This window comes from Bradyrhizobium manausense (assembly GCF_018131105.1).
GTDB lineage: Bacteria > Pseudomonadota > Alphaproteobacteria > Rhizobiales > Xanthobacteraceae > Bradyrhizobium > Bradyrhizobium manausense_B.
The window spans coordinates 58,856-82,877 of sequence record NZ_JAFCJI010000003.1; the positions used below are offsets into that span (position 1 = coordinate 58,856).

Below are 24,022 nucleotides of genomic sequence, written 5' to 3' on the forward strand. Positions count from 1 at the left end.
GTTTCCGCTGGTCACGATCATAATTTGCCGGCCAGGTTGAAGCTGGAATTCCGCGGGGACAGGCAGTGCGCCACGGACTGTACAAGGTCGACTTCCACACCGTTCACGGAACCGGCTGCGGTGTCGTTTACGTGATCGAGGGCAAGATGCGCGGCGGCAATTCGGCCTTCGCCTTCATCGGCACCTATACGGGCGACGGCGACAGCATCAAGGTCAAGATCTCGACCGAGCGCTACAACGACGACCCGTCGTTCAAGGCCCTGTTCGGCATCGACCGGATCACGCTGACGCTCGCCGGCCGAGAGGACGGCGACACGGCCGAGTTCGAAGGCACCGCGCTGCAAGTGCCGGGCGTTGCCTTCAGGGCCGTATTGAGCCGGATCAGCGATTAGCCGTCCGGCTGCCGAAGTCAGCTTTTCGGCAGCTTCGGAATGCTCTCGGCAAAGCCGTTGAAGCAGGCCAGCCGCTCGTCCTCCTCCTTGAGGAAGCGGCAGTCGGCAACACCCTTGGCCTTGGGCGGCTTGGGCTTCGGCGTCGGCGGAATCACCGCGTCGTAGCAGTTGAGACGGTCCTTGGTGCCGTCGTCGGTGTCGAGGCAGGCCTGGAGCCGCACCGCGATCGACTGCGGCTTGCCCTTCGGCGCGGCGGCCGGCTTGGCCGCAGCCTGTTTCGTCCCCTTGGGCGCGACCTGCACCAGCGGCTTGTCCCCCACCATCGGTGGCTTATCGGTTTGCGCAAACGCGGAGGCTGAATAGAGCACCGCGGCAACCGCCAGAATCATCCTCATTTCAGTCAAACCTCTTTGGTCCCCATGCCCGGCCTTCTAGCGCCCTCCCGCGCCGTTTGCCAAGCGCCTTGCGCACATGAAAGGCGGCTTTCAACCGGGGGCACCAGCAGCCGGCCGGGGCCGGCTCACAACCACCAGGATGAGCGCCAGGACAACGAAGCCGACCGCCACGAAGCCTGTGCTGTGCAGCAGTTCGCGGGCAAACAGGCCCCCTCCGACGGCGGAGCCAATGGCCTGGCCGATATAGAGGACCGACGTATTGAGCGCGACGGTTGCGGGCGCGAGCGGCGGGGCTGCCGCAACCAGCCGCACCTGCTGCATCGAATTGGTCGAGGCAAAGCCCAGTCCCCACATCGCCACCGCGACCGCCATCCACACGAGGGCGCCCGCGCTCAGCGCCCACCCGATGATTCCAGCCAATAACAAACACATGAACAGCAACGAGGTCGGGTACGGGCCCCATGTATCGACGATGCGGCTCGCCACCACGACCCCGAGGAAGCCGCACACACCATAGATGGCGAACACCGCGCCGATCGCATCCGGGCTCGCTCCGGTCAGCTTGTTGAGCAGCGGGCCCATGAAGGTGAACACCACGAACTGGCCGGCCATCTGCAGCATCGTGATCGCGAGCAGCAGCAGGATGGTCTTGTTGCGGCCGACCTCGCCCCAGGTCTTGAGGTCGACGGGCGTGCCCTTCAAGCCGGCCGGCAGGCGCACCAGCAGCAACAGGAAACTGATGCAGCCGAGCACGCCGATCTCGCCATAGGCGGCGCGCCACCCGTAGCGGCTGGCGACGAAGGTGATCAGCGGGAGACCAACGGCGGCAGCCAGCGACCAGCCGAGGAAGATATAGGCGATCGTGCTGCCGCGCCGCTCCGCCGGCACGATCAGCGCCGCCGTGCCCGCCGCCTGCGGCGTGTAGAGCGCGCCGACAGCCAGCATCACCAGGCGGATGACGAGGAGGGTTGCATAGTCAGGCGCAAAGGCCGAGGCGAGATTGCCTGACGCGAGCACCGCGAGCGTGGCCGTGAGCAGCAGCCGCCGTTCAATGCGGCTTGTCAACCACGCCGTCAGCGGCGAACCGATACACAGCATGATCGCGCCAAAGGTGATGAGCAGCCCGGCCGCATGGACGCTGATCCCAAGCCCCGCCGACAATTCCGGCAGCATCCCCGCCGGCGCCAGCACCGAGCAACCGGTGACGAGATTGCCAAGCATCAGGGCGGTTGCCGTGAAACGGCCGGCGCGAGCATTTTCCATGCAAATGCATGTAGAGCGGCCCCGCGGCCAGTTAAAGGGCGCCGCGCGAAATAGTTGGCGTACTGCCTCCGCTTTTGCGCGCCACTTTCTTGGAAATGCCGGATTGCACAGGCCGAATCGCCTGATATATCGCTCGTTCCCGCTTACCTGCGCTCGTTCGCAGGAGTGAGCCTCAGGAGAAAAGCAATGTCCGACCAGCCCAAATCCGAATCCGGCTTTCAATACAGCCTCAGCAACCTGAAGCCCGTGACCCCCGCCGCCAAAGTCACCCTCACCTTCCCCGACGGCGCCCAGCGCCAATACGACCAGAACATCACCGGTCTCGATATTGCCAAGGGCATCTCGCCCTCGCTCGCCAAACGCACCGTCGCGATGGCGCTGGACGGCGTGCTCACGGATCTCAACGACCCCATCGAAGCCGATGCGAAAATCGAGCTCGTCAACCGCGACGATCCGCGCGCGCTCGAGTTGATCCGACACGACTGCGCGCACGTGCTCGCCGAAGCCGTGCAGTCGCTGTGGCCAGGCACTCAGGTCACCATCGGCCCGGTGATCGAGAACGGCTTCTACTACGACTTCTTCCGCAACGAGCCGTTCACGCCGGAGGATTTCGCGGCCATCGAGAAAAAGATGCGCGAGATCATCGCGCGCGACAAACCTTTCACGAAAGAGGTCTGGGACCGCGAAAAGACCAAGCAGGTGTTCCGCGACAAGGGCGAGGCCTTCAAGGTCGAACTGGTCGACGCCATTCCCGGCAGCGAGCCGATCAAGATCTACTATCAGGGCGACTGGTTCGATCTCTGCCGCGGCCCGCACATGACCTCGACGGGCAAGGTCGGCAACGCCTTCAAGCTGATGAAGGTGGCTGGCGCCTATTGGCGCGGCGACAGCAACAATCCGATGCTGACCCGCATCTACGGCACCGCCTTCGCCAAGCAGGAGGATCTCGACGCCTACCTCAAGCAGATCGAGGAAGCCGAGAAGCGCGACCATCGCAAGCTCGGACGCGAGCTCGACCTCTTCCATTTCCAGGAGGAAGGTCCGGGCGTCGTGTTCTGGCATCCGAAGGGCTGGACCATCTTCCAGCAGCTGATCGCCTACATGCGCCGCCGCCTGACCGGCGATTACAGCGAGGTCAATGCGCCGCAGATCCTCGACAAGTCTCTGTGGGAGACCTCGGGGCATTGGGGCTGGTATCGCGAAAACATGTTCGCGGCGCAGTCGGCCGGTGACGAAGCCGAAGACAAGCGCTGGTTTGCGCTGAAGCCGATGAACTGCCCGGGCCACGTCCAGATCTTCAAGCATGGCCTGAAGAGCTATCGCGATTTGCCCTTGCGCCTTGCCGAGTTCGGCGTGGTGCATCGGTACGAGCCGTCGGGCGCGATGCACGGCCTGATGCGCGTGCGCGGCTTCACTCAGGATGACGCGCACATCTTCTGCACCGAGGATCAGCTCGCGGACGAATGCCTGAAGATCAACGAACTGATCCTGTCGACCTATTCGGATTTCGGCTTCACCGGCGAACTGACGGTCAAGCTCTCGACCCGGCCGGAGAAGCGCGTCGGCACCGATGCGATGTGGGATCACGCCGAGCGCGTGATGGCGACCGTGCTGCGCGAGATCCAGTCGCAGAACAATCACATCAAGACCGAGATCAACCCGGGCGAAGGCGCGTTTTACGGGCCGAAGTTCGAATACGTGCTGCGCGACGCCATCGGCCGCGACTGGCAGTGCGGTACCACCCAGGTCGACTTCAACCTGCCGGAGCGGTTCGGTGCATTCTACATCGACCATGACGGCGGCAAGAAACCGCCTGTCATGGTGCACCGTGCGATCTGCGGTTCGATGGAGCGCTATATCGGCATCCTGATCGAGCACTATGCCGGCAACTTCCCGCTCTGGCTCGCCCCGGTGCAGGCGGTGGTCACCACCATCACCTCGGAAGGCGACGAATACGCCAAGGTGGTGCTGGAGCAGGCGCGCCGTGCCGGGCTTCGCGTCGAGATCGACCTGCGCAACGAGAAGATCAACTACAAGGTCCGCGAGCACTCGCTGGCCAAGATCCCGGCGCTGCTCGTGGTCGGCAAGAAAGAGGCCGAGACGCATTCGGTCTCCGTCCGCCGGCTCGGCAGCGACGGCCAGAAGGTGTTGACGACCGAGGAGGCCATCGCCGCCCTGGTCGACGAGGCGACACCGCCGGATGTCCGGCGGATGCGTGAAGCGGTCTGATCCCTGAAATCGATCTAAACTCGCTTTCGGTTGCGGGCGTGCGTGCCTATCTGGGCATGGCACGCCCGACGACCTGCCGAAGAGGCCATTGCAATGCCCGACGCCATCGAACTTCTGAAGACCCGCCGCTCGGTCAAGCCGCGCGAGATGACCGGACCCGGCCCCTCGCCCGCCGAGCTTGAAACCATTCTCACCATCGGCGCACGCGTGCCCGATCACGGCAAGCTGGCGCCCTGGCGCTTCATCATCTTCGAAGGCGACGCACGCCAGCGCGCCGGCGAGGTGATCGCCAAGGTCTTCGCCCGCAAGAATCCCGGCGCTCCCGCCGCCGATGTCGAGACCGAACGCAAGCGCCTCACCGATGCGCCGCTCGTGATCGGCATCGTCAGCTTCACCAAGCCGCATCCGAAGGTGCCGGCGTGGGAGCAGGAGATGTCGGCGGGCGCCAGCGCCATGAACATCGTCACGGCCGCGACCGCGCTTGGCTACGGCGCCTGCTGGCTGAGCGGCTGGTTCTCTTTCGATCGCGATGTGCTGGACGGGCTTGGCCTCAAGGCGGACGAGAAACTCGCCGGCCTCGTGCACATCGGCAAGCCGACCAGGACGAGCGAGGATCGTCCGCGACCGGTCCTTTCCGAAATCGTGACGCGTTTTTAATCGAAGTCTTGTTGACGCCTCTGACGTCTTGCGGCTTTGTTCCCGGCAAGGGAGGAAGCCCGGATGAAGCGTCGTGAATTTCTGGTCGGGGCCGCAATGCTGGCCGGCACGATGGCGCGCAGCCGCGCCACCGACATCCCCGCCCCCGCACCCGACAAGCTGCGACGCATCACCGCGTTCTTCGAGAATGAGGTGACCACCGGCCGTTTGCCCGGCGCGATCGTGTCGATCTCCCAGCACGGCAAGCCTGTTTATTTCAAGATGTTCGGCGTGCGTGATGTCAGGACCCGGCTGTCGATGACGCCGGACACGATCTTCGCAATCCATTCGATGTCCAAGCCGATCACCAGCCTCGCGGCAATGATGTTGATCGACGAAGGCAAGCTTGCGCTGACCGATCCGGTGTCGAAATACGTTCCCCTCTTCGCCGGCACGAAGGTCGGAATGGAGATCACCAAACCGGACGGCTCGATGGCGCTCGAAATGGTGCCGCCGATCCATCCGGTGACGATCCGGGATTTGATGCGCCACACCTCGGGAATCACCTACGACTACATCGGCGGCAAATGGGTCGAGCTCGCCTACAAGTCCGCAAAGATCTTCGAGGGCCCCTTCAACAACCGCGAATTCGCCGACCGCATCGCCCGACTGCCGCTGGCGCGGCAGCCCGGCACGCTGTGGCGCTACGGTCATTCCACCGACGTGCTCGGCAGCGTCATCGAGATCATCACCGGGCAGTCGCTGTACGACGCGCTCAAGCAGCGCATCTTCGATCCGCTCGGCATGACCAGCACGAAATTCGTGCTGTCGACGCCCGACGAGTTCGAGCGGATGGCGCGGCCGCTGCCGAGTGACCAGATCCTGCTCGATGCCGAGCGCGATCGTCTCGACCATCCGGAATGGCAATCCGGTGGCGGCGGCCTGCTGTCGACCATCACCGACTACCAACGCTTCGCGCAGATGCTGCTCAGCGGCGGTGAGCTCGACGGCAACCGCTATCTCAGTCCGGCCGCTTTCAAGGCCATGACGACCGACCAGATCGGGCCAGGCTCCGGCGTCGATCGCGACTATTTCTATTTCCCGGGTGACGGCTTCGGTTATGGCTATGGCCTTGCGGTACGCACCGATCCCGGCGATGCAAAGCCGCCGCCGGCGGGTTCGATCGGCGAATTGAAATGGGACTCGGGCAGCGGCACCTATTTCGGCGTCGATCCCAAGCTCGACATGGTCTACGTCCTGATGGAGCAGACCCAGAATGAACGCGGCCGCATCACGCCCGCCTTCAAGGAACTCGTCTACGGCACCTTCCCGCCCGAGCTAAGCCGCCCGTGAAGGCCGCTCGCCGAATTCGGCGAGCAGCTTTGCGATCTCGGCAGCGGGCCGCGCCGCGCTGAACAGAAAGCCCTGCACTTCGTTGCAGCCTTCGGCGCGAAGCCAGTCGAGCTGATCCTCGGTCTCCACGCCCTCCGCCGTCGTGGTGATGTTGAGGCTGCGGCCGAGGCCGGAGATCGCTCGTACGATCGCGCCGCAATCGGGCCGTTGCGCCAGACCCTTCACGAAGGAGCGGTCGATCTTGATCTTGTCGAACGGGAAGCTGCGCAGATAGCTGAGGCTGGAATAGCCGGTGCCGAAATCATCCATGGAGATGCCGACGCCGAGCTCGCGCAATTGATGCAGGATCGCGAGATTGGCATCGGTCTCGGCGAGGAAGATCGATTCGGTGATCTCGAGCTCGAGTCGCTTCGGCGACAGGCCGGACTGCGCCAGCGCCGAGATCACGACCTGAACCAGATTGCGGCTGCGGAATTGCGCCGGCGACAGATTGACCGCGACCTTGACGTCGTTGGGCCACTTCACCGCTTCGGCACAGGCTTCCCGCAGCACCCACTCGCCGAGCTGGGTGATCAGGCCGATGTCTTCGGCAACCGGAATGAATTCCGCCGGCGAGATCATGCCCTTGTCGGGATGATGCCAGCGCAGCAGCGACTCGAAGCCGGAGATGCGGTCGGAGGCGATCGACACCAGCGGCTGGTAATGCAGCTCGAATTCGCCATTGGCGAAGGCCCGGCGCAGATCGAGCTCCATGTCGCGGCGCTTCTGCGCCTGGAGGTCCATCTCGCGCTCGAAGAAATGATGCACGCCGCCACCGTCGGACTTCGCCCGATACAACGCCATGTCGGCGTTGCGCATCAGCTCTTCCGGCGTCACGCCGTCGCCCGGCGACAGCGCGATGCCGATGCTGGCTCCGATCACCATCTCCTGGCCGTCGATCTCATAGGGCGCTTTCAGCATGTCGATCAGCACCGTCGCGCAGGCGCTGGCCTCGTTCGGCGAGACATCGGCCGCCAGGATCACGGCGAACTCGTCGCCGCCGAGCCGTGCCGCGAGATTGGCGCCGCGGACCGCAGTGGTGAGGCGCCCGGCGACCTCCTTGAGCAGGCGGTCGCCCGCGGGATGCCCGAAGGAATCGTTGATGTTCTTGAAGAGGTCGAGGTCGATATAGAGCACGCCGACCCGCCCGCCGCCGGCCTGATCGAGCGCCTGCTTCAGTCGCTCCTGGAAATATTTGCGGTTCGGCAGATCGGTGAGCCCGTCATGATGGGCCATGTGAGCGATCCGCGCCTCGGCCTTGCGCCGCTCGGTAATGTCGACCACCGCGACCAGGTAACCGTCGCGATCGTCGAAGGCGACACGGCGGCCGAAGGTCAGCACCTCGATCTCGCTGCCGTCGGCACGCAAGTGGCGCCAGTTGCGCGAGGAGTGATAGGCCTCGCCGACGCGCTCCAGCGCCTCGGCATGGCTGTCCCATTCGTCCTCGGGCCAGATCTCGTGCAGTTTCATCCGCAGGAACGCGGCGCGGCTGTAGCCGTAATGCTGGACCGCGGCGTCGTTGACGCCCAGGAATTCCTTCGTCTCGGCGTCGAACACCCACATCGGCATCGGGTTGTTGTCGAACAGCAGGCGGAACGAGGCGTCGCGCCGCTTCAATGCCGTGACATCGGAGATCGTCAGCGAGATCACGTCGGCAAACGCGGTGGCGCTGAGCCGGAGATAGCGACCATCGTGCTCGATCTCGAGCTGCTCGCCGCGACCGCCGGAGACGGCCTTGAGCAGGAACTCCATGACGTCCGACGCCGCCAGCAGCGTGGTGCCCTGGCCGATCTGGCGCCATAGCAGGCCGCCGCTCGCGATATCGAGCAGCAGCTCGGCGCTCTTGTTGTGATGCACGACCTGGAAATCGAACGGCTGACCGTTCGCATCGCGCAACGTCGCCAGCGAGACCACCGCGTCGTCGGTCGCGGAAAAGATCGCGTCCAGAAGATTGTATTGCGCGCCGCGCTCGTTGACGTAAGCGCCAACCAGCGTCGCGCCCCAGCGCGAGGCGGTCGGCAGCGCCAGCACATCGTAGGTCCTCACCATGCCATCGCGCACGCAATGGGCACTGGCTTGATACGGCCTTCCGTTCTTGAGCGCGCTCGCCGCCGCCTCCGACAGCGCGGTGGCGCAGTCCGGCGACAGTTCGGCAACCGGAATGTCCCAGCGCTCCTCACCGAGCCATTTCTGCACATAACGTCCGCTGCGCGACAGTTCGAGCGCGCCGTCGCCCTTGAGCAGTGCGATATGATCGGCGAGCCGTCCGAGGCTGCCGAGCATCACGTCCTCATAGCGCGGCAGCCGATCACCCGGCTTCAACGCGGCGCGCCATTTGCGCTGAAGCACCGGGATGTCGTCAAACATTTCGGTGACCGGTTTGCCCGGCATCTTCTTCGCGGCACTCATTGCAGTCCCCAACGCACTTTCCCGCCGCATCCAATGCACCGCCGCTTAATGGCGTGTAAAAAGCGCGCAATTGCGGTTCCGCTTTGGTGATTGTGACAGTTTTAAGTCGAGCGATGGTTAGTGCGTCTTAGAGACTGTGACAGTGGTGTGAAGTGCGATGCGTGCATGCGCGCCGCTGCATCCGTGTCATTGCGAGCACAGCGATGCAATCCAGGACTCTTCCCGCGGATACATTTCTGGATTGCTTCGTCGCAAGGGCTCCTCGCAATGACGAGCAAGGGGGCACACCTTCGCATCCTCGCGGCTTGCTTTCGCCCGAGCTTTGCCCAGTCGCCTCACCCTCATTGAAAGAGGGCGCAGGGAAGACCGGGTGCCGGCTGGCACCCGCGATCCACTGTGCGAAGGTTGCGCTACAAGAAGCTGCACAGCGGCATACAGGTGAAGCCAGGACATCCGGCCTTCCCTGCGCAGTGGGTTGACGGCTTATGTCGTGATCTCCCCGGGGAGCGATGCACTATTGCCCCCGTCGTCTCGCAGATGACCGATACGCGAACCCGGTCGGGCCACACGCATCACCACGAGCCTTGACGCACAGACACCGGGCGCCAGGACCACACGATTTTGCCGTACGCAGTCACACCGGTCGTATGCGCGAGGCCTTCGCTCACGGTTGCCCGCCCTGCAAAACCCGTCGCGCCGATGTAACCCGCGTCCACCGCCGACCGGCCCGCGTCGTGACGATCGCGATACGCCCCTCTTCCATGGGCCGGGTTGCGTGACACATACGCCGTTTCCGAATTTCGGTAAAGTGGAATATTTTCGAACGTGCGGCTTGACCTGATGGTTGGGTGTCTTGCCCGTCGGGCAACGCAAGGGAATGTGGCCGATCACCCCGCCATCTTCTCGATCACCAGATCAAGCAGCGCCCGCAGGCGCGCCAGCCGCCTGAGATCGCGGTGATAGCCGACATAGGTGTCGCGGCCGGGCGGCGCCGCGCCGACGTCCAGGGCGACCAGGCGGCGGTCACAATCGCCGAGCGGGCGGGGCAGCACTGCGAGGCTGCTGCCGCCCGCACAGATCTCTGCCTGTGCCTGCCTGTTGTTGCTGCGCGCGGCGATCTCCGCCTTCGGCAGCGTGCGCTTCAGCCAGACCGCATCGGGCATGTCGGCGAATTCGGCGTTCATGGTCACGACGCGGACGCCGCTGCCGTCGCCGGCGCGGGGCGGCTTGCTGCCCTTCTTGCCGTAGAGCGCGTAGGGAATGTGGAGCAGCTTTCGGGAAATGACCTCGGGCTCACTGAAGGGCTTGATGCGAAACACGAGGTCGGCTTCGCGGCGCGGCAGGGTGTAGAGCCGTGCGTCGGTCAGGAGTTCGACGATCACCTTGGGATGGCGCTTGCCGAACGCCGCGATCACCGGCGACAGCATCAGCGTGCCGAACCAGTCCGACGAAGACAGACGCAACGTGCCGTCGAGGTGCGTCTCCGTGCCTGACGCCTGCCGCTGCAGCGCGAGCGCCTCCTCCTCGATCCGTTCGGCATGCGCAAGCACCGCCGAGCCCTCGTCAGTCAGGACAAAGCCATCCGCCGTGCGCTGGAACAGCGTCTGCCCGAGCGCCTGCTCGAGCGCGCGCAGCCGCCGTCCCATCGTCGGCTGGGTCTGGCCGATTTTTCGCGCGGCAGCTCCGAGCGTGCCCTCGCGCGCGATTGCCAGGAAAACGCGCAGATCGCTCCACTCCATCGAATTCCCCACTCATTCAAAAATGCACGATTATCGTACATCCTTGTTCCTTCTCATGCAAAAAATCATGGGCATATTGGAGGGCGAGAACGGAGCAGGACGATATGACAAGACAATCGACGATGCGTGCAGGCGTGCTGGAGACCCACAACGCCCCCTTGCGACTCTCCACCATCTCCACGCCTGAGATTGGCGCGCGCGAGGTGCTGGTGCGGGTGCGTGCAAGCGGGGTGAATCCGCTCGACACCAAGATCCATGCCGGCGCCGCCGCGCATGCCCGCCATCCGCTGCCGGCGATCCCCGGCATCGATCTCGCAGGAGTGGTCGAACAGACCGGGCGCGACGTTTCGCAATTCAAGGCAGGCGATGAAGTCTACGGCATGACCGGCGGCGTCGGCGGCGTGCAGGGATCGCTCGCCGAATTCGCCGCTGTCGATGCCGACCTCCTGGCGCTGAAGCCGGCCAATCTCAGCATGCGGGAGGCGGCCGCCCTGCCGCTCATCTTCATCACGGCGTGGGAAGGCCTCGTCGACCGCGCCGCCTTGAAGGCCGGCCAGAAGGTGTTGATCCATGGCGGCGCAGGCGGCGTCGGCCATGTCGCGATCCAGATCGCGCGTGCCTTCGGCGCGAAGGTGTTCGCGACAGGTTCGGCCTCGCAGCGCGCGACGATCGAAGGCTTCGGCGCCACGTTCATCGACCGCGACACTCCGGTCGAGGCTTACGTCGCGGACCACACCGGCGGCCGCGGCTTCGACATCGTCTACGACACTGTCGGCGGCAAGGTGCTGGACGCCGCTTTCATCGCGGTGCGCCGCTTCGGTCATGTCGTGAGTGCGCTCGGCTGGGGCACGCATGCGCTGGCACCGCTCTCGTTCCGCGCCGCCACCTATTCCGGCGTGTTCACGCTGCTGCCGCTGCTTTCAGGCGAAGGCCGCGCGCATCACGGGGAGATCATGGCGGAAGCCACACGCCTTGCCGAGGCCGGCAAGCTGGTGCCGCTGCTCGATGCCAGGCGCTTCACGATGGAGAACGTCGGCGATGCCTATGCGCTGATCAGGGATCATGCCGCCAAGGGCAAGCTGGTGGTCGATCTCTGACGTGCGGAACGGCCGCTAGTCCTCGCTCGACGCCGCCGAACGGTTGCGCAAATAGGCCTGCGACAACAGGAAGAATAGTGCGCGCTCGCCGTGATATTTGGCTGAAGGACGCGCGCGCTCGAAACCGTCGGCAAAGATCTTGCCGGACTGGTCGCAGACCTGCCATCGCCAACCGAACCGTTTGCGTCTGGTGAGGATCACTTCGAACATGCCGACGCGCTTGGTCCCTGCTCCTTGCCGGCCGCGCAAGCCCACCAGGGCTACATCGGCCTCCTCCATTGGAGGAATGTCCGACATATAACCCAGCAGGACGGAAAGCGAATGAAATTGATTATCGGAAATACGTAGCTTGCACCTGAAATGTCGAAGTCAAAATGAAAGCTGGAATAAGCTGATGCCGCCGGTGTTTTTCAAACCCTCCGCAGCGCGGCGTGGTCGCGCTTACAGCTGGTATACAAGGCGAAACGCCGCGGGAATGTCATGTAAGCAAACGCTCACCGGAGCATTCACAACAAATGTTAGCGTCCTACTCCTGCCTGCGGATGCGCGAGGATGCATCGCCTTGCACCGCGACCCGATCGAGCAGGCCAGCGCGATTTGCGCCGGCGTCAGTTTCTGCGATGCAGCGATCTCGCTGAGTGGATTAAAACAGCGACCGATTGGCTTTTCGTGCGCTGAATGAGAAGCGCGGCACGATGTGCAGGATCACTGTTGTCCGATTGCAGGGACGATGTGGAAAGACTCAGCGCTCGATCGACCGGATCGACTCGCGGTCGATCAGCGCGCGACGACTTCGACTTCGCCGTCGACGCCGTTGACGACGTTGAAGCCGCGCTCGTAGACCTTGCCCTCGTTCTTGGCGATGGCGCGGTATTCGCCTTCGGAGAGCACGACGCGCGGGAAGGCGCCGATCGATTCCTTGATGACGTCGCCGCCGGGCGTCAGCACCGACCATGCGGTGTTGGCGAGCGCCTCGCCGCCCTTGTCGCTGACGAGCTTGAGCGTGATCACCGCGGCGCGGTGGGTGATGGTGACGTCGGTGAGCTTGCCGGCCTGGACGCGGATGTCCGAGCGCACCACCGAATTGGCGTCGCCATAGTTGGAGATGATGTAGTAGGTGCCCTCAGGAATCAGCACCACGTCGCCGGCGGCGACGTTCGGCACCAGCGAGGCGCGCTCGCCGGACTCGAACTGGCTGCCCTTGTAGATCGCGAACGAGATCTGGTTCTGCGGAATGCGGCTGGTGCCGACGCGGCCTTCGATGCGCAGCCCGCCGGCCGGAAGCACGAAAGATTCCCGGTCGGTCTCGGCCTTCAGGCTGACGGTCCGCACCGCGCTGACGAGGCCGAAGGCGACGTGCACGACGTAATTGCCGGGCGGCAGCACGATGTTGGGCGCGGCGCTGCGATCCTCGCGGATCAGCTTGAAGGTGCCGTTCTCGTCGGGACGGTCGGCGAACACGCGCCAGACCAGGCCGCTGTTGATCGCAGGCGTGTCCTTGCCGTATTTGGCGCTCAGCGACAGCACGGCCTGCCCGGGCGCGGCAGCATTGAGCGGGGCTGCCGACGGCACGCTCGTCACCGCGGGCGGCGGCATGCTGGGCGTATTCGGCTGGGTCAGGGTCGGCGGCAGGCTCGGAGGAGCCGCGCCCGGCCCCGAGGGTGGCGCGAGGCTAACGGCGCCGCCGGGATCGGGCACCGAGGCCGGCGGTACCGGCGGCGGCCGATCGGAGAAAAACTGCGCCTGGGCGGCATTTTGGCCCAAGGCCACGAGGCATGCGGCCATGACAAGCGCCGGCAGCACCCTGCCGCCGCGCCGCCATCCGATGATGCCGTCACCCCCTGGAGTCATGCCCCCTGCTTTTCACCGAAAACGCGGCAAATTCAAGCCTGTGAAACCCAGGGAAATACGGCTTCGCGCCTGATCATTGGAACCCGGTTGACGCCTGCGTGATTAATCAACGGCAACCGGCCCTCGCCACACTCCTGCCCCCAGCGTCCCGAACGCTATAAACCAAGCTTTGCCCTGTTTCTGGCGAAGCGGCAGCGCGGCGCCTACTCTGGAGTGAGGACGGGCCGGAGTAGGAGAGTTTCGGTGCTTGAAATCTTGAGAGGTCGGGGTGTGAACGGGGCAAATGGCGAGAAGGTCGGCCTTGGCACTATCCGCCGACCCGTCATCGGTCTCGCCCTCGGCGGCGGCGCGGCGCGCGGTTTTGCCCATATCGGTATCATGAGGACGCTGCTGGCCAACGGCATCGTGCCCGATGTCGTGGTCGGCACCTCGATCGGCGCCGTGGTCGGCGGCCTCCACGCGGCCGGGCGACTCGACACGCTCGAAGAATGGGGGAACAGCCTGCAAGGGATGCGCAACATCCTCGGCTATCTCGACATTCGCCTCAACGGCTCCGGCCTGATCGGCGGCGAGAAGCTGGCAATCCGGCTCGAGGAGGCGGTCGGACAGACCCTGATCGAGGACTTGCCGATCAAGTTCGCCAGTGTCGCGACCGAGGTCCGCACCGGCCACGAGATCTGGCTGACGCACGGCCGCCTGGTCGATGCGATGCGAGCCTCCTACGCGCTGCCCGGCATCTTCTCACCTGTCCTGATCGGCGATCGCTGGCTGGTCGACGGCGCGCTGGTGAACCCGGTGCCGGTCTCGGCCGCCCGCGCGCTCGGCGCCGAAATCGTCATTGCCGCGAATCTTTCGAGCGACATCTTCACCCATTCCACCACGATCTATTCGCACGGCGCGATGCCTGAGCCGGTCGCGACCGTGCCGGACGAACTGCCCGCCAAGCGGCGCTTTCCACGATTCTTCTCGCCCGAGAAAACCATGAAGCGCGAGTTCTTCGGCGGTGGCGGACGGCCCGGCATCTCCTCGGTGATGGTCGACGCTTTCAACATCATGCAGGACCGCATCACCCGCGCACGGCTCGCCGGCGATCCGCCGGACCTCCTGATCTCGCCGCGGGTCGGCCAGTTCGGCTGGTTCGACTTCCACCGCGCCGAGGACCTGATCGCGCACGGCGCACGCTCCGCCGAACGCGCACTGGAGTCGATCCAGGAGGCAATCGACGTGCTGGCGCCGGCGCCCCAAGGCACCGCGCCCAAAGCCGTTGAGTAAGCCCGGCTCGTAACGCCGGCTCAGGCGGTCTTGATGTAATCGCGCAGGGCTTCCTGCTCGGATTCGTATTCCTGGACCCGGCGCTTGACGATGTCGCCGATCGAGATCAGGCCGACCACCTTGTTGTTCTCGAGCACGGGCAAGTGGCGGAACTTGCCTTTCGTCATCATCTCCATGAGTTCGGCGACGGTGTCGGTCTCCTTGCAGGTCACGACCTTGCGCGTCATGACCTCAGAGACCGGCTCGTCCAGCACGTCGGCGCCCCGCTCGCCGAGCACACGCACGATGTCGCGCTCGGACAGGATGCCCTCGAGCCGGCTCTGGTTCATCACCAGCACCGCGCCGATCTTCTTCTCAGCGAGCAGCTTGACTGCGGCGACCAGCTTGGCGTCGGGCTCGACGCTCATGATCTGGTGCCCCTTGGTATTGAGAATGGAACGTACCGTCATTGTCGCCTCCCAGAATAGGATCCGTCCGCTGCGCGGTTCGGACTTGTTCGCGAGTCTTCAACTAACAGTTTGGGCGCCGGTTTCACGTTCAGGCGCTTTGCGAAGCGCAGCTTCTATGGGCTTGCTGCTTCGGAACATTCTTCGCGAGAATGATGGATGAATTCAGGCCGCGCGGCAAGCGCCGCTTCAAATACCGTTTGAAATGTCCTGTGATGACGCATCCGCAGCATCATCATTTCGCACGCGCGGCACGGGATCGAACAGCGCGAACAGCAACAGGCCTGCGAAGAAGCCGCCGATATGCGCTTCCCAGGCAACGCCGGCGCTATCGCCTTCGACGCCGATCGCGCCGACGCCGAAGATGATATTCATCACGAACCACACCGTCAGGAAGCCGAGGATTCGCCGGTCACGCAGTGCCTGAAACAGCGGCAGCGCCGGCACCTTGGCGGCGGTATCGGCGTCCGAACGGCTGAACGACAGGAAGCTGCCGCGCACGAAGGCGAACCGGATCGCCGCGGCCATGGCGCCCGACACCGAGGCCGAGGCGCCGATCATCGGCACCACCGCATGCTCGTGGGTGACGAGATGAGCGAGCGCGCCGGCTGCCGCAGTCACCGCCAGGAACACGAAGAAGCGCAGTGCGCCAAAGCGCCGCGCCAACGCGCTGCCGAACGGCAGCAGCCACAGCACGTTGAAGGCGAGATGGGTGAGATTGGCATGCAGCAGCGAATAGGTGACGAAGGTCCAGATCTTGGCGCCGGCGCCGCCCTCGAACTGCAAATTGATCAGCGAGGAATCGTAGCGCTTCGGAATGAAGCCGAAGACGTCGATGGTCCAGTTCTCCAGCTCCGGCGGCAACAGCACCCGCAGATGGATCACCGCCAACAGGATGATATAGGCCGTCAGCGGCAATGGTAACGTCAGGACCGGCTCGCGCGGGGCCTCCTCGACGACGACCGGCTGGTCCGACGGGGGTTGTGACGGGGAATCCAAGGCGGTTTCGCTTTCAGGCGCGATCGAAGCAAGAGACTTGGAGATAGTCGCGTTTGCCGGCCCTGCGCAAGTGCACAAAAGGAAAAGGCAGGGCCCTGGGAAAGCCCTGCCTGTCCGTGTCGATCTTGCCGGCACTGCGGAGGAACAGATGATATCCCCACCCCTCCCCGCGGCCAGTGACCAAACTGTTTGACGCCTGTGTACAGGCCTCGCCGAGAACCTGGGAAAGCGGCGAGGCTTGCGACCGCGATCACCATAGCCACCGCATCGCTGAGCGAAAGCGCATAGTTAATTTAACGTTAACGACGCAAAAGCAGCGCGCAAGGCGCCGAAAACGCCCCCGCGGCATGGACGCTGCAATTCCCCTCCTGCACAACAACACAGGGATCTCAGGTGCACTGAAGCGGGACAGGTTTGTCCCATGAGGTTGCGCCGAGGATGAGCGTCAGTCATGAAACATCCATCGAGCCGCGAATTCTTCGCGTATTGGGACAAGAAGCGCGGCAGCGCGCGGGCCCCTGACCGGGCCGACATCGACCCGGCCGCCGTTCGCGAACTGCTGGGCGACATCTTCGTGCTTTCCTGCGAGCCGAAAGCAGGCTTTCCGTTCCGGGTCGCCGGTACCCGCGTCTGCGCCCTCGCCGGCTGCGATCTCAAGGACCAGGGCTTCGCCGCCATGTTCACGGACGCGAGCCGCAGTGAGATCGAGGAGATCACCACCGTGGTCGCCGACGAGACGCTCGGTGCCATCGCCGGCCTCACCGCCCAGCGCGAGGACGGCAGCAAGGCCCATCTCGAGCTGCTGCTGCTGCCCTTCAACGCCCGCCCGCATACGCCGGTGAGCGTCACGGGCGTGCTTGCGCCGTTTGACGACGAATGCGGCGCGCTCGGCCCATTCACCGTCACCTCCTGGCGCTATCTGCACCAGCCGGAGAAATTGCTGCCGCGCGCCATCCGCAAATTGCAGATCGCACGCGGGCTGATGGTGTATGAGGGGCTGCGGTAGTTTTCGTTTCGACGTGAGCCAACGCCGCGCCTCGATACAGCCCCCTCACCTGGACGAGAGAACCATGTCCGACATCATCAACTTCGGCGCGCTTGCGCTCCGCTTCCTGCACAGCAAGGACGACACCGGCGGCAGCGTCGACATCTTCGAAATGACGCTGCAGCCGAATGCGCGGATGCCGATCCCGCACTATCACGACCGCTGGGACGAAACGATCTACGGGCTGTCCGGCGTCTCGACCTGGACGATCGACGGCAAGCCGACCGGCGTTGCCCCCGGAGAATCGGTCTTCATCAAGCGCGGCATCGTGCACGGCTTTACCAACCGATCGACCGGGCCGGCGACATGCCTGTGCATCTTGAGCCCCGGGGTGCTGGGCCCGCAATATTTCAGGGAGATGGCCACGCTGCTGTCGTCCGGCGCGCCCGATCCAGCCCAGATGAAAGCGACGATGCTACGCTACGGCCTGATACCGGCCCCGCCTGCGTAAAGCGCGCGACGCGAGGCGCCATTCAGGAAACATCGCCGGGCGACGGCATAAATTGCGGCGGTTGATACGGAACGGGCAAGATGAGCAAGCCGGACTGGCGCTGCGCACATGCCGAAGACCTCGACGCGATCTGCGCGATCGCGGCGCAAGTCCATCCTGATCTTCCCGAGCGGCCCGACGTGCTCGCAGAGAAAATTCGCCTCTGTCCGGGCGGCTGCCGCGTGCTTGCCGCCGGCAGTGAGATCGCAGGCTACGGCCTCGCGCATCCCTGGATGCAGCAGCACATCCCACCGCTCGACGATTTTCTCGACCGATTGCCCGACGCGGCGGACTGCCTCTACATACATGACGTCGCCGTGCTGCCCGACGCCCGTGGCGGCGTGGCGCGGGCTTATGTCACAGAGATCGAGCAGCTCGCGCGCGCATCAGGCATCGCGACGCTTGCGCTGGTCTCGGTCTACGGCACGCACGTGCTGTGGGAGCACCTCGGCTTCCGCTCCATCGCACCGGATGCGGCGCTGCGCGACAAGCTGTCGTCCTATGGCGCAAGCGCGACCTACATGCTGCGCGCACTCACCTGATGGCCTCGTCGTCCCGCGTGATCCGTCTCACACCGGCGTGACCGAACTCTTCGAACCGGTTTCGATCAGGCCTCGTCGAAGGACTGCGCGAGCCGTTCAGGTCTCGCCGAACCGAGGCTGGAGAAATCCCATGAAACTCACATTGCCGAAAGTGGCTTTGATTGCATTCGTTGCAGCGACCGCCTTCACCGCCACCAGCGCCAATGCACTGCAATTCCGCACCTATACCAATGGCTGCGACATCGCCTTCTTCGGAGGCTGCAGCGTCATCCCCTTCCAGGAGCCTGCACCCGTACGGCGCCATGTCGTCCGCATCGACCACGATACGTCGCCCACCTACATGAAGCAGATCGACTCGCGCTACAACTCCGCCATGCATGATGCCGGTGGCGGCGGCGGAGGAGGTGGTGGTGGAGGTGGTGGCGGCGGTGGCGGCGGTGGCGGCGGCGGCCGCTGAGCACGCAGTTTTCAGATGATGTCGCCGGCGCAGTCCGGCGGCATCATTGCTGTCTGCGCGGCAAACCGCGACCGCTCAACCACGGTGCTTCTTCTTGCCCTTCTTGCCCGGTGCGCCCGGCCATTCGGTGACCGACGGCGCATATTTGCCGTCACCGGATTTGTGACCGAACTTCTTCTTCCCGAACGCCGGCTTGCCGAATTTGCCACCGTCGTGAGCCTTGGCGTCAGCTTTGCCGCCAGACTTGGCGTCAAACTTGGCGTGCGGCTTGCCCTGATGCTTGCCTTCCGGCTTTCCCCGCGGCCTGTCGTGCTGCTTTCGCTCGTTCGCGTTCCAGGGATCGTCGCTGCGGCGGACGACGTGATCGTCCTCACCTTCTTCGCGCCGTGGCGCACGTGAGCGCTTCTCCGCCGGCGGCTGCTCTTGCGGCGCGCCCGTCATCGGCTCGATGCGGATGCTGTCTTCCTTGTCCGGGCGCTTGACCTTGGCGGCGAAGGACTCGGCGACGCGCTCGGAAATCTCGAACTCGGTGGTGGTGTCCATGACCTTGATGGCGCCGATGTCGCGCTTGTCGATACCGCCGCGGCGGCAGATCATCGGCAGCAGCCAGCGCGCCTCCGCATTCTTGCGACGCCCGATGGCGGCCCGGAACCACACTGTGGGCTCCGCCATGACATGTTTTTTCCCTGATTTGGCACGAGGCCGCTCGGAGCGATCGTCGTCGCGCGGTGCGCGATCGCCACGCGGCGCGCGATCGTCGCGATGACGCTCATCGCGCGGCCGGCTGCTTCGCTCGCCGGGATCGATGATGTCTTCCGGCGACGGCAAGCGCGCGCGATAGAGCCGCGCCAGCGCTGCGGCGATGTCCTCGGCCGAGCGCTCGGCCAACAAGGCCTTTGCCAGCTCCAGATCGTCGGCAGTCGTCTCTTCCGTGAACAACACGTCCTTCATGCGCTCATGATCGAGCTTGCGGATTTCATCCGCCTGCGGCGCAGTGCCCCAGTTCGCCTCGATGCCGGACAGATTGAGCAGCACCTCTGCACGACGCCGCCGGATCGGCGGCACCAGGAGGACGCTTGTCCCCTTGCGGCCCGCGCGCCCGGTGCGGCCGGAGCGATGCTGCATCACTTCAGGATCGTTCGGCAGGTCCGCGTGAATGACGAGGTCGAGGCTCGGCAGATCGATGCCGCGGGCGGCCACGTCGGTCGCGACGCAGATGCGGGCGCGCCCGTCCCGGAGCGACTGAAGCGCCAAAGTACGCTCGTTCTGCGTCAATTCGCCTGACAGAGCGACCACCGAAAAGCCGCGCTCCAGCAGCGCCGCCTGCAGGTGCCTGACGGCATCGCGCGTGTTGCAGAACACCAGCGCGCTCGGCGACTCGTAGAAGCGCAGCACGTTGACGACGGCATGCTCGACATCACCGGGGGCAACCCTGATGGCGCGATACTCGATGTCGGCGTGACCGCCTTCGTCGCCCGCAACCTCGATCCGGAATGCGCCCTGCTGGTACTGCTTGGCCAGCGCCACGATGCCACGCGGAAACGTTGCCGAGAACAGCAAGGTGCGGCGCGTGTCCGGCGTGGTCTTGAGGATAAACTCCATGTCCTCGCGAAAGCCGAGATTGAGCATCTCGTCAGCCTCGTCGAGCACAACGACTTTCAATTCCGAGATGTCGAGGCGATTGCGGCGAAGGTGATCGCACAGGCGGCCGGGCGTGCCGACGACGATATGGGCGCCGGCGGCCAACTCGCGCTGCTCGCGGCGCGGGTCCATGCCGCCGACGCACGAGACGACGCGCGCGTGCGCATGCTCATAGAGCCAGGTGAGCTCGCGCTGGACCTGCAAGGCGAGTTCGCGGGTCGGCGCGACGATCAGGGCCAGGGGTGCTCCGGCCCGCTCGAACTTTCCGGCATCGCCGAACAGGTCCCTGGCCATGGCCAAACCGTAAGCGACGGTCTTGCCCGAGCCGGTTTGGGCCGACACCAGGAGGTCGCGGTCGATAGCATCCTCGCCGAGCACAGCGAGTTGAACGGGCGTCGGTGAATCGTAATTGCGCTCAGCCAGGGCACGGGCGAGCGGCGGGGTCAGGGCCGGAAAAGGCACGGGATGAAACCTTGGTTGGTCGGGCGCGGAACGGAAAGCCGAGGGGCCTGACACTGCCGTCGCGGCAGAAGGCCCGGTCACACCCACGATGATTTTGATTTGGACGCTCTTTACGCCAGCAGCGTCCAAATCACCATGCCTTTGATGCATGGCATCGGCGACAGGGTGAACAAGCCCGGGACGCTCACCCCTGCCCTTTGGCACCCTTTTGGCCCAGAACGACGGACTTTTGCGGTCATCTCGCCTGGATTGCGTCCAATCGTAGGCCCCCGGGATGCATACATGACCTCGTCAGGCAAACGTCAGCTGCCACACAGGCTCGCCCAGATGCCCGAGAGCCCTACGCCCACAGTGATCCTTGCCATGCGGACCGTTCGATTCCAAATCGTGCCTCACGAGATAACGGGACACGGATCAACCATGGCCGACAGCATATCGCTTGCCGACAAGCTCGCGACCTTTCATGACCACTGGTCGCCGCGCACGGTCACGACCTTCAATGATTGCGACGTGATGGTGGTGAAGGTGAAGGGCGAATTCACCTGGCACAAGCACGACGACACCGATGACTTCTTTCTGGTCCTGAAGGGCCGGCTGGACATCGAGCTGCGGGACCGCACGGTGACGCTCAGACCGGGCGAACTCTATGTGGTGCCCAAAGGCGTCGAGCATCGTCCGGTTGCCCGCGAGGAGGTTCATCTGCTGCTGATCGAGCCGAGCGGCACGCCGAATACGGGCGACAAGGCCACAGCCGCGCCGCGCAGGCTCGCATAGAGGGCGCGGCTCTAATCCCTTGAGGTCACGAGCTTGCTGAAGCTGCCAGCCAGGCTTGTTCTGACTCGTGCGACGTAATCTTTCGCCGCGCGGCTTATGGCGCGGATGGCGCGCCAGGCTTCGGTGGCCTGGAGCCATGCCCTCATCTCGGTGAACTTCCCGTAGCCCCACGCGAATGCCGGGATCCGCATCAGCTTGTCGCGCGTGAGATGGAACAGGCGCTCGACCAGCACCAGTTTGAGCAGTTCGCAACCGACAAAGGCCGCCACACCGCACACGAACTGGCCGGTTGCGACCAGATAGGCTGCCACGGGCTTGATCGGCTCCAGAATGATCACAGGCACGGAAAACAGCGCGAGCGACGGATAAGGCGGCAGCGATTTGATCCAGGCTCGCAGGCGCTTGAATTCGAAATGCCGCGCAAGCCAGCGCGAGATCGGCATCGCCACGGCCATGAACAGCGCATCTACCAAGAAGTAGATGGCGGCCAGGACGTAGGTGATGGGCTTCAGGATTCGCTTCACGGTATACTCTCCCGTCAACTCAAGCCGTAACGCGGGCTTAAGTTTCACCTCCACGTGAATTTCTCGGGGATTCAGTGTGAAACTTTTAGGGCAGCCTGCTGGACGCAATTCGCGGGGCTACATCTGCTCGATCCGATACTGAATGGGCATGCCAAGCAGCGCATCGCGCACCCGCGGCTCGTCCGTCGGATTCTTCAGCCGGATCACGTTGCCAGCCTCCGAACAGTCCGCTTCGGCCGCCCCCGCGGCCGGGATGAGCCTGGCAAGCTCACGCTGCAGGGCAGTCCGGGTCGCGAGCACGCGGAGCGCCGGCTTGTAGATCTTGCCAATCGGCGTGACCGGCATCTCCTGTAGAATGGTGACGGATTTGGGGACGGCAGCAGGTTCGGACATCATCGGGCCGACGAACGCGAGAATCGCAGCCGCATCGGTGACGGCCCCGGGCTTCAAGGTCACATAGACGACAGGTAGTTCACCAGCATAAGCATCCGGCTCTCCGACGGCGGCGGCGATCGCCACGTCCGGATGCTGAAGCAACGCATCCTCGATGATCGATGGGTCGATATTGTGCGCGCCGCGGATGATAACGTCCTTGGCCCTCCCCGTCACGAACACGCGGCCCTTCGCGTCGACATGGCCGAGATCGCCGGTGACGAGCCAGTCCTGCGCGAACACACCGGCGTTTCGCTTCGCATCGGAGTAGCCCGGCCCGACATTCGGACCGCGTAGCGCGATGACGCCGGTCTCGTCGGAGACGCACCGGTCGGCCGGGTCGAACACGCCCCCGGCCATGCGCATTGCTGCGACTTCAGTGAAAGGCAGCGGCAAGCCGGTCGAACCGGGAATCCGTGGACCGTGCGCAGGCTCGATAGTGATGATCCCCGCGCATTCGGTCATTCCAAGGATATTACGGACCGGCTTGCCGATCGTGCGTTCGAACGCATCGGCCAATTCCGTCGGCAGCGGTGAACCGCCTGTCAGCATCATGCGCATGCACGCGATGTCTGCATTGACGGGGATGGCCATCAACGACGTCATGACGGTCGGCACGCCGCCGATGACGGTCACGCCATAATGCGCGACCTGCTGCCAGATCGTCTCGACGAAGGCGCGGTTGCGCATGCCAAGCCGGGTGGGAATGAGGATGGAGCCGCCCGCCGCAAGCACCGACAGACCGTAGACGAACGCGCCGGCGACATGAAACAGCGGAAAACCATTGACCATGACGTCGTCAGAACCGAGATCGTACATGAGCGCTGCGGATCTGCCCACGAAGGCCTGGTTACGCCTGGTGTGAACGGCGAGCTTCGGCGCGCCAGTCGTTCCGCCGGTGTGGAAATAGGCGGCCACGGCGTCGGGTCCGCCGGAGATCTGGAAATCGAGCACCTCGGCATTTTCCAGCGCGATGAGCTCATCGAAATTGCCGTCGGACCCTGATGTCGGCGCTTCGGAATCGCAATCCAGGATATGCGTCAGGCAACCGGATTTGCGGAGTGCCGGCACCAACCGCGTCCAGATGTCGATGTCCTTGTTATCGCCGAGGGCGATTGCGACCTTTGCTCCCGACGCCTTCAGCAGCCCGATGACGTGGTCGGGCGCAAGCATCGGATTGATCGGACAGACACGGCCCACGACTTCCGCAGCCCACAACGCGATTTGCGTCGACAGAACGTGCGGAGCCAGGATTGCAACGGAATCTCGTTCGGTCACACCGAGGCGGCGAAACAGGTTCGCCGCCTGCCTGACCCGTCCGAGGAATTGCGCGTATGTGAGCACGACGTCATCGTTCGCCGCACCGACCCGGCGAAGATAGCGGATTGCGGGTCGGTCGGGATACCGCCGCGCGCTCGCTTCAAGGATATCAAACGGCGAAGACTGCGGCAGGAAGTCCGACAGCCCCGCCTCTTCAACGGCGCGAATATCTTCGATCGTTGCGACCGTCCGGCGCGCTGGCACCACGATTTCTC

At 64.4% G+C, this 24,022-nt stretch carries 22 protein-coding genes; 11 read left to right on the forward strand and 11 right to left on the reverse strand.

The window, feature by feature from the left end:
- Positions 1 to 65 precede the first annotated feature (65 nt).
- Positions 66 to 392 (forward strand): GrlR family regulatory protein, encoded by a 327-nt coding sequence (locus tag JQ631_RS26965; RefSeq protein ID WP_212331798.1) that lies wholly within the window; start codon positions 66 to 68, stop codon positions 390 to 392.
- Between the two features lie 17 nt (positions 393 to 409).
- Here the strand turns inward: JQ631_RS26965 and JQ631_RS26970 are convergent, their stop codons facing one another.
- Together JQ631_RS26970 and JQ631_RS26975 are read right to left on the reverse strand one after the other, a co-directional pair.
- Positions 410 to 787 carry a hypothetical protein gene (locus JQ631_RS26970; RefSeq protein WP_212331801.1) on the reverse strand — a complete coding sequence of 126 codons (378 nt, stop codon included), beginning with the start codon at positions 785 to 787 and terminating at the stop codon, positions 410 to 412.
- A gap of 90 nt (positions 788 to 877) precedes the next feature.
- Complete coding sequence (locus JQ631_RS26975) at positions 878 to 2,050, reverse strand: MFS transporter (protein ID WP_212331804.1); 1,173 nt, start codon at positions 2,048 to 2,050, stop codon at positions 878 to 880.
- A 186-nt stretch (positions 2,051 to 2,236) separates the two neighbouring features.
- On the opposite strand from JQ631_RS26975, the gene thrS reads away from it, so the two are divergent.
- The 3 genes from thrS to JQ631_RS26990 all read left to right on the forward strand — a co-directional run bounded on the left by thrS (position 2,237) and on the right by JQ631_RS26990 (position 6,268).
- Positions 2,237 to 4,279 (forward strand): threonine--tRNA ligase, encoded by a 2,043-nt coding sequence (thrS, locus tag JQ631_RS26980; protein ID WP_212331807.1) that lies wholly within the window; start codon positions 2,237 to 2,239, stop codon positions 4,277 to 4,279.
- 93 nt (positions 4,280 to 4,372) lie between these two features.
- Positions 4,373 to 4,936 carry a nitroreductase family protein gene (locus JQ631_RS26985; RefSeq protein ID WP_212331809.1) on the forward strand — a complete coding sequence of 188 codons (564 nt, stop codon included), beginning with the start codon at positions 4,373 to 4,375 and terminating at the stop codon, positions 4,934 to 4,936.
- A gap of 63 nt (positions 4,937 to 4,999) precedes the next feature.
- Positions 5,000 to 6,268, forward strand: coding sequence for a serine hydrolase domain-containing protein (locus JQ631_RS26990; protein ID WP_212331811.1), 1,269 nt, complete (start codon positions 5,000 to 5,002; stop codon positions 6,266 to 6,268).
- On the opposite strand, the gene JQ631_RS26995 is transcribed toward JQ631_RS26990, so the two are convergent.
- Positions 6,254 to 8,716 carry a putative bifunctional diguanylate cyclase/phosphodiesterase gene (locus JQ631_RS26995; RefSeq protein WP_212331813.1) on the reverse strand — a complete coding sequence of 821 codons (2,463 nt, stop codon included), beginning with the start codon at positions 8,714 to 8,716 and terminating at the stop codon, positions 6,254 to 6,256. The genes JQ631_RS26990 and JQ631_RS26995 overlap by 15 nt on opposite strands.
- Positions 8,717 to 9,603: 887 nt before the next feature.
- The gene (locus tag JQ631_RS27000) at positions 9,604 to 10,455 is read right to left on the reverse strand and encodes a LysR family transcriptional regulator (RefSeq protein WP_212331815.1); all 852 of its coding nucleotides are present in this window, start codon (positions 10,453 to 10,455) and stop codon (positions 9,604 to 9,606) included.
- Between the two features lie 104 nt (positions 10,456 to 10,559).
- Between JQ631_RS27000 and JQ631_RS27005 the strand changes: the two genes are divergently transcribed.
- On the forward strand, positions 10,560 to 11,552 hold the full coding sequence (locus tag JQ631_RS27005; protein ID WP_212331817.1) for a zinc-dependent alcohol dehydrogenase family protein: 993 nt from the start codon (positions 10,560 to 10,562) through the stop codon (positions 11,550 to 11,552).
- Positions 11,553 to 11,567: 15 nt separating this feature from the next.
- On the opposite strand, the gene JQ631_RS27010 is transcribed toward JQ631_RS27005, so the two are convergent.
- Together JQ631_RS27010 and JQ631_RS27015 are read right to left on the reverse strand one after the other, a co-directional pair.
- Complete coding sequence (locus JQ631_RS27010) at positions 11,568 to 11,831, reverse strand: hypothetical protein (RefSeq protein ID WP_249161117.1); 264 nt, start codon at positions 11,829 to 11,831, stop codon at positions 11,568 to 11,570.
- Positions 11,832 to 12,329: 498 nt separating this feature from the next.
- A complete protein-coding gene (locus JQ631_RS27015) occupies positions 12,330 to 13,403 on the reverse strand; it encodes an RgsD C-terminal domain-containing protein (RefSeq protein WP_212331819.1) in 1,074 nt (357 codons plus the stop codon).
- Between the two features lie 243 nt (positions 13,404 to 13,646).
- Here JQ631_RS27015 and JQ631_RS27020 point away from each other — a divergent pair, with 243 nt between their 5' ends.
- On the forward strand, positions 13,647 to 14,675 hold the full coding sequence (locus JQ631_RS27020; protein WP_212331822.1) for a patatin-like phospholipase family protein: 1,029 nt from the start codon (positions 13,647 to 13,649) through the stop codon (positions 14,673 to 14,675).
- Between the two features lie 20 nt (positions 14,676 to 14,695).
- Here the strand turns inward: JQ631_RS27020 and JQ631_RS27025 are convergent, their stop codons facing one another.
- On the reverse strand, positions 14,696 to 15,124 hold the full coding sequence (locus JQ631_RS27025) for a CBS domain-containing protein (protein WP_212331825.1): 429 nt from the start codon (positions 15,122 to 15,124) through the stop codon (positions 14,696 to 14,698).
- Positions 15,125 to 15,310: 186 nt separating this feature from the next.
- Entirely contained in the window at positions 15,311 to 16,120 is an 810-nt protein-coding gene (locus JQ631_RS27030; RefSeq protein ID WP_212331828.1) for a rhomboid family intramembrane serine protease, read from the reverse strand.
- Between the two features lie 451 nt (positions 16,121 to 16,571).
- Here JQ631_RS27030 and JQ631_RS27035 point away from each other — a divergent pair, with 451 nt between their 5' ends.
- The 4 genes from JQ631_RS27035 to JQ631_RS27050 all read left to right on the forward strand — a co-directional run bounded on the left by JQ631_RS27035 (position 16,572) and on the right by JQ631_RS27050 (position 18,654).
- The gene (locus tag JQ631_RS27035) at positions 16,572 to 17,126 is read left to right on the forward strand and encodes a PAS domain-containing protein (RefSeq protein ID WP_212331831.1); all 555 of its coding nucleotides are present in this window, start codon (positions 16,572 to 16,574) and stop codon (positions 17,124 to 17,126) included.
- A 64-nt stretch (positions 17,127 to 17,190) separates the two neighbouring features.
- Entirely contained in the window at positions 17,191 to 17,616 is a 426-nt protein-coding gene (locus JQ631_RS27040) for a cupin domain-containing protein (protein WP_212331833.1), read from the forward strand.
- Positions 17,617 to 17,696: 80 nt separating this feature from the next.
- Positions 17,697 to 18,197, forward strand: a complete 501-nt coding sequence (locus tag JQ631_RS27045; RefSeq protein WP_212331834.1) for a GNAT family N-acetyltransferase — start codon at positions 17,697 to 17,699, stop codon at positions 18,195 to 18,197.
- Positions 18,198 to 18,327: 130 nt separating this feature from the next.
- The gene (locus JQ631_RS27050; protein WP_212331836.1) at positions 18,328 to 18,654 is read left to right on the forward strand and encodes a hypothetical protein; all 327 of its coding nucleotides are present in this window, start codon (positions 18,328 to 18,330) and stop codon (positions 18,652 to 18,654) included.
- A gap of 75 nt (positions 18,655 to 18,729) precedes the next feature.
- Here the strand turns inward: JQ631_RS27050 and JQ631_RS27055 are convergent, their stop codons facing one another.
- Entirely contained in the window at positions 18,730 to 20,757 is a 2,028-nt protein-coding gene (locus tag JQ631_RS27055) for a DEAD/DEAH box helicase (RefSeq protein WP_212331839.1), read from the reverse strand.
- A 420-nt stretch (positions 20,758 to 21,177) separates the two neighbouring features.
- Here JQ631_RS27055 and JQ631_RS27060 point away from each other — a divergent pair, with 420 nt between their 5' ends.
- Positions 21,178 to 21,531, forward strand: a complete 354-nt coding sequence (locus JQ631_RS27060; protein ID WP_212331842.1) for a cupin domain-containing protein — start codon at positions 21,178 to 21,180, stop codon at positions 21,529 to 21,531.
- Between the two features lie 11 nt (positions 21,532 to 21,542).
- On the opposite strand, the gene JQ631_RS27065 is transcribed toward JQ631_RS27060, so the two are convergent.
- Positions 21,543 to 22,055: a hypothetical protein gene (locus JQ631_RS27065; RefSeq protein WP_212331846.1), complete on the reverse strand. Its 513-nt coding sequence runs from the start codon at positions 22,053 to 22,055 to the stop codon at positions 21,543 to 21,545.
- Between the two features lie 117 nt (positions 22,056 to 22,172).
- Positions 22,173 to 24,011 (reverse strand): AMP-binding protein, encoded by a 1,839-nt coding sequence (locus JQ631_RS27070; RefSeq protein WP_349645026.1) that lies wholly within the window; start codon positions 24,009 to 24,011, stop codon positions 22,173 to 22,175.
- Positions 24,012 to 24,022 lie beyond the last annotated feature (11 nt).

Coding starts and splice junctions, on each gene's coding strand:
- JQ631_RS26970 (WP_212331801.1), bottom strand. CDS start 787: ATGAGGATGATTCTGGCGGTTGCCGCGGTGCTCTATTCAGCCTCCGCG.
- thrS (WP_212331807.1), top strand. CDS start 2,237: ATGTCCGACCAGCCCAAATCCGAATCCGGCTTTCAATACAGCCTCAGC.
- JQ631_RS27025 (WP_212331825.1), bottom strand. CDS start 15,124: ATGACGGTACGTTCCATTCTCAATACCAAGGGGCACCAGATCATGAGC.
- JQ631_RS27005 (WP_212331817.1), top strand. CDS start 10,560: ATGACAAGACAATCGACGATGCGTGCAGGCGTGCTGGAGACCCACAAC.
- JQ631_RS26995 (WP_212331813.1), bottom strand. CDS start 8,716: ATGAGTGCCGCGAAGAAGATGCCGGGCAAACCGGTCACCGAAATGTTT.
- JQ631_RS27015 (WP_212331819.1), bottom strand. CDS start 13,403: ATGACTCCAGGGGGTGACGGCATCATCGGATGGCGGCGCGGCGGCAGG.
- JQ631_RS27050 (WP_212331836.1), top strand. CDS start 18,328: ATGAAACTCACATTGCCGAAAGTGGCTTTGATTGCATTCGTTGCAGCG.
- JQ631_RS27060 (WP_212331842.1), top strand. CDS start 21,178: ATGGCCGACAGCATATCGCTTGCCGACAAGCTCGCGACCTTTCATGAC.
- JQ631_RS26990 (WP_212331811.1), top strand. CDS start 5,000: ATGAAGCGTCGTGAATTTCTGGTCGGGGCCGCAATGCTGGCCGGCACG.
- JQ631_RS26975 (WP_212331804.1), bottom strand. CDS start 2,050: ATGGAAAATGCTCGCGCCGGCCGTTTCACGGCAACCGCCCTGATGCTT.
- JQ631_RS27040 (WP_212331833.1), top strand. CDS start 17,191: ATGTCCGACATCATCAACTTCGGCGCGCTTGCGCTCCGCTTCCTGCAC.
- JQ631_RS27000 (WP_212331815.1), bottom strand. CDS start 10,455: ATGGAGTGGAGCGATCTGCGCGTTTTCCTGGCAATCGCGCGCGAGGGC.
- JQ631_RS27045 (WP_212331834.1), top strand. CDS start 17,697: ATGAGCAAGCCGGACTGGCGCTGCGCACATGCCGAAGACCTCGACGCG.
- JQ631_RS27035 (WP_212331831.1), top strand. CDS start 16,572: ATGAAACATCCATCGAGCCGCGAATTCTTCGCGTATTGGGACAAGAAG.
- JQ631_RS26985 (WP_212331809.1), top strand. CDS start 4,373: ATGCCCGACGCCATCGAACTTCTGAAGACCCGCCGCTCGGTCAAGCCG.
- JQ631_RS27010 (WP_249161117.1), bottom strand. CDS start 11,831: ATGGAGGAGGCCGATGTAGCCCTGGTGGGCTTGCGCGGCCGGCAAGGA.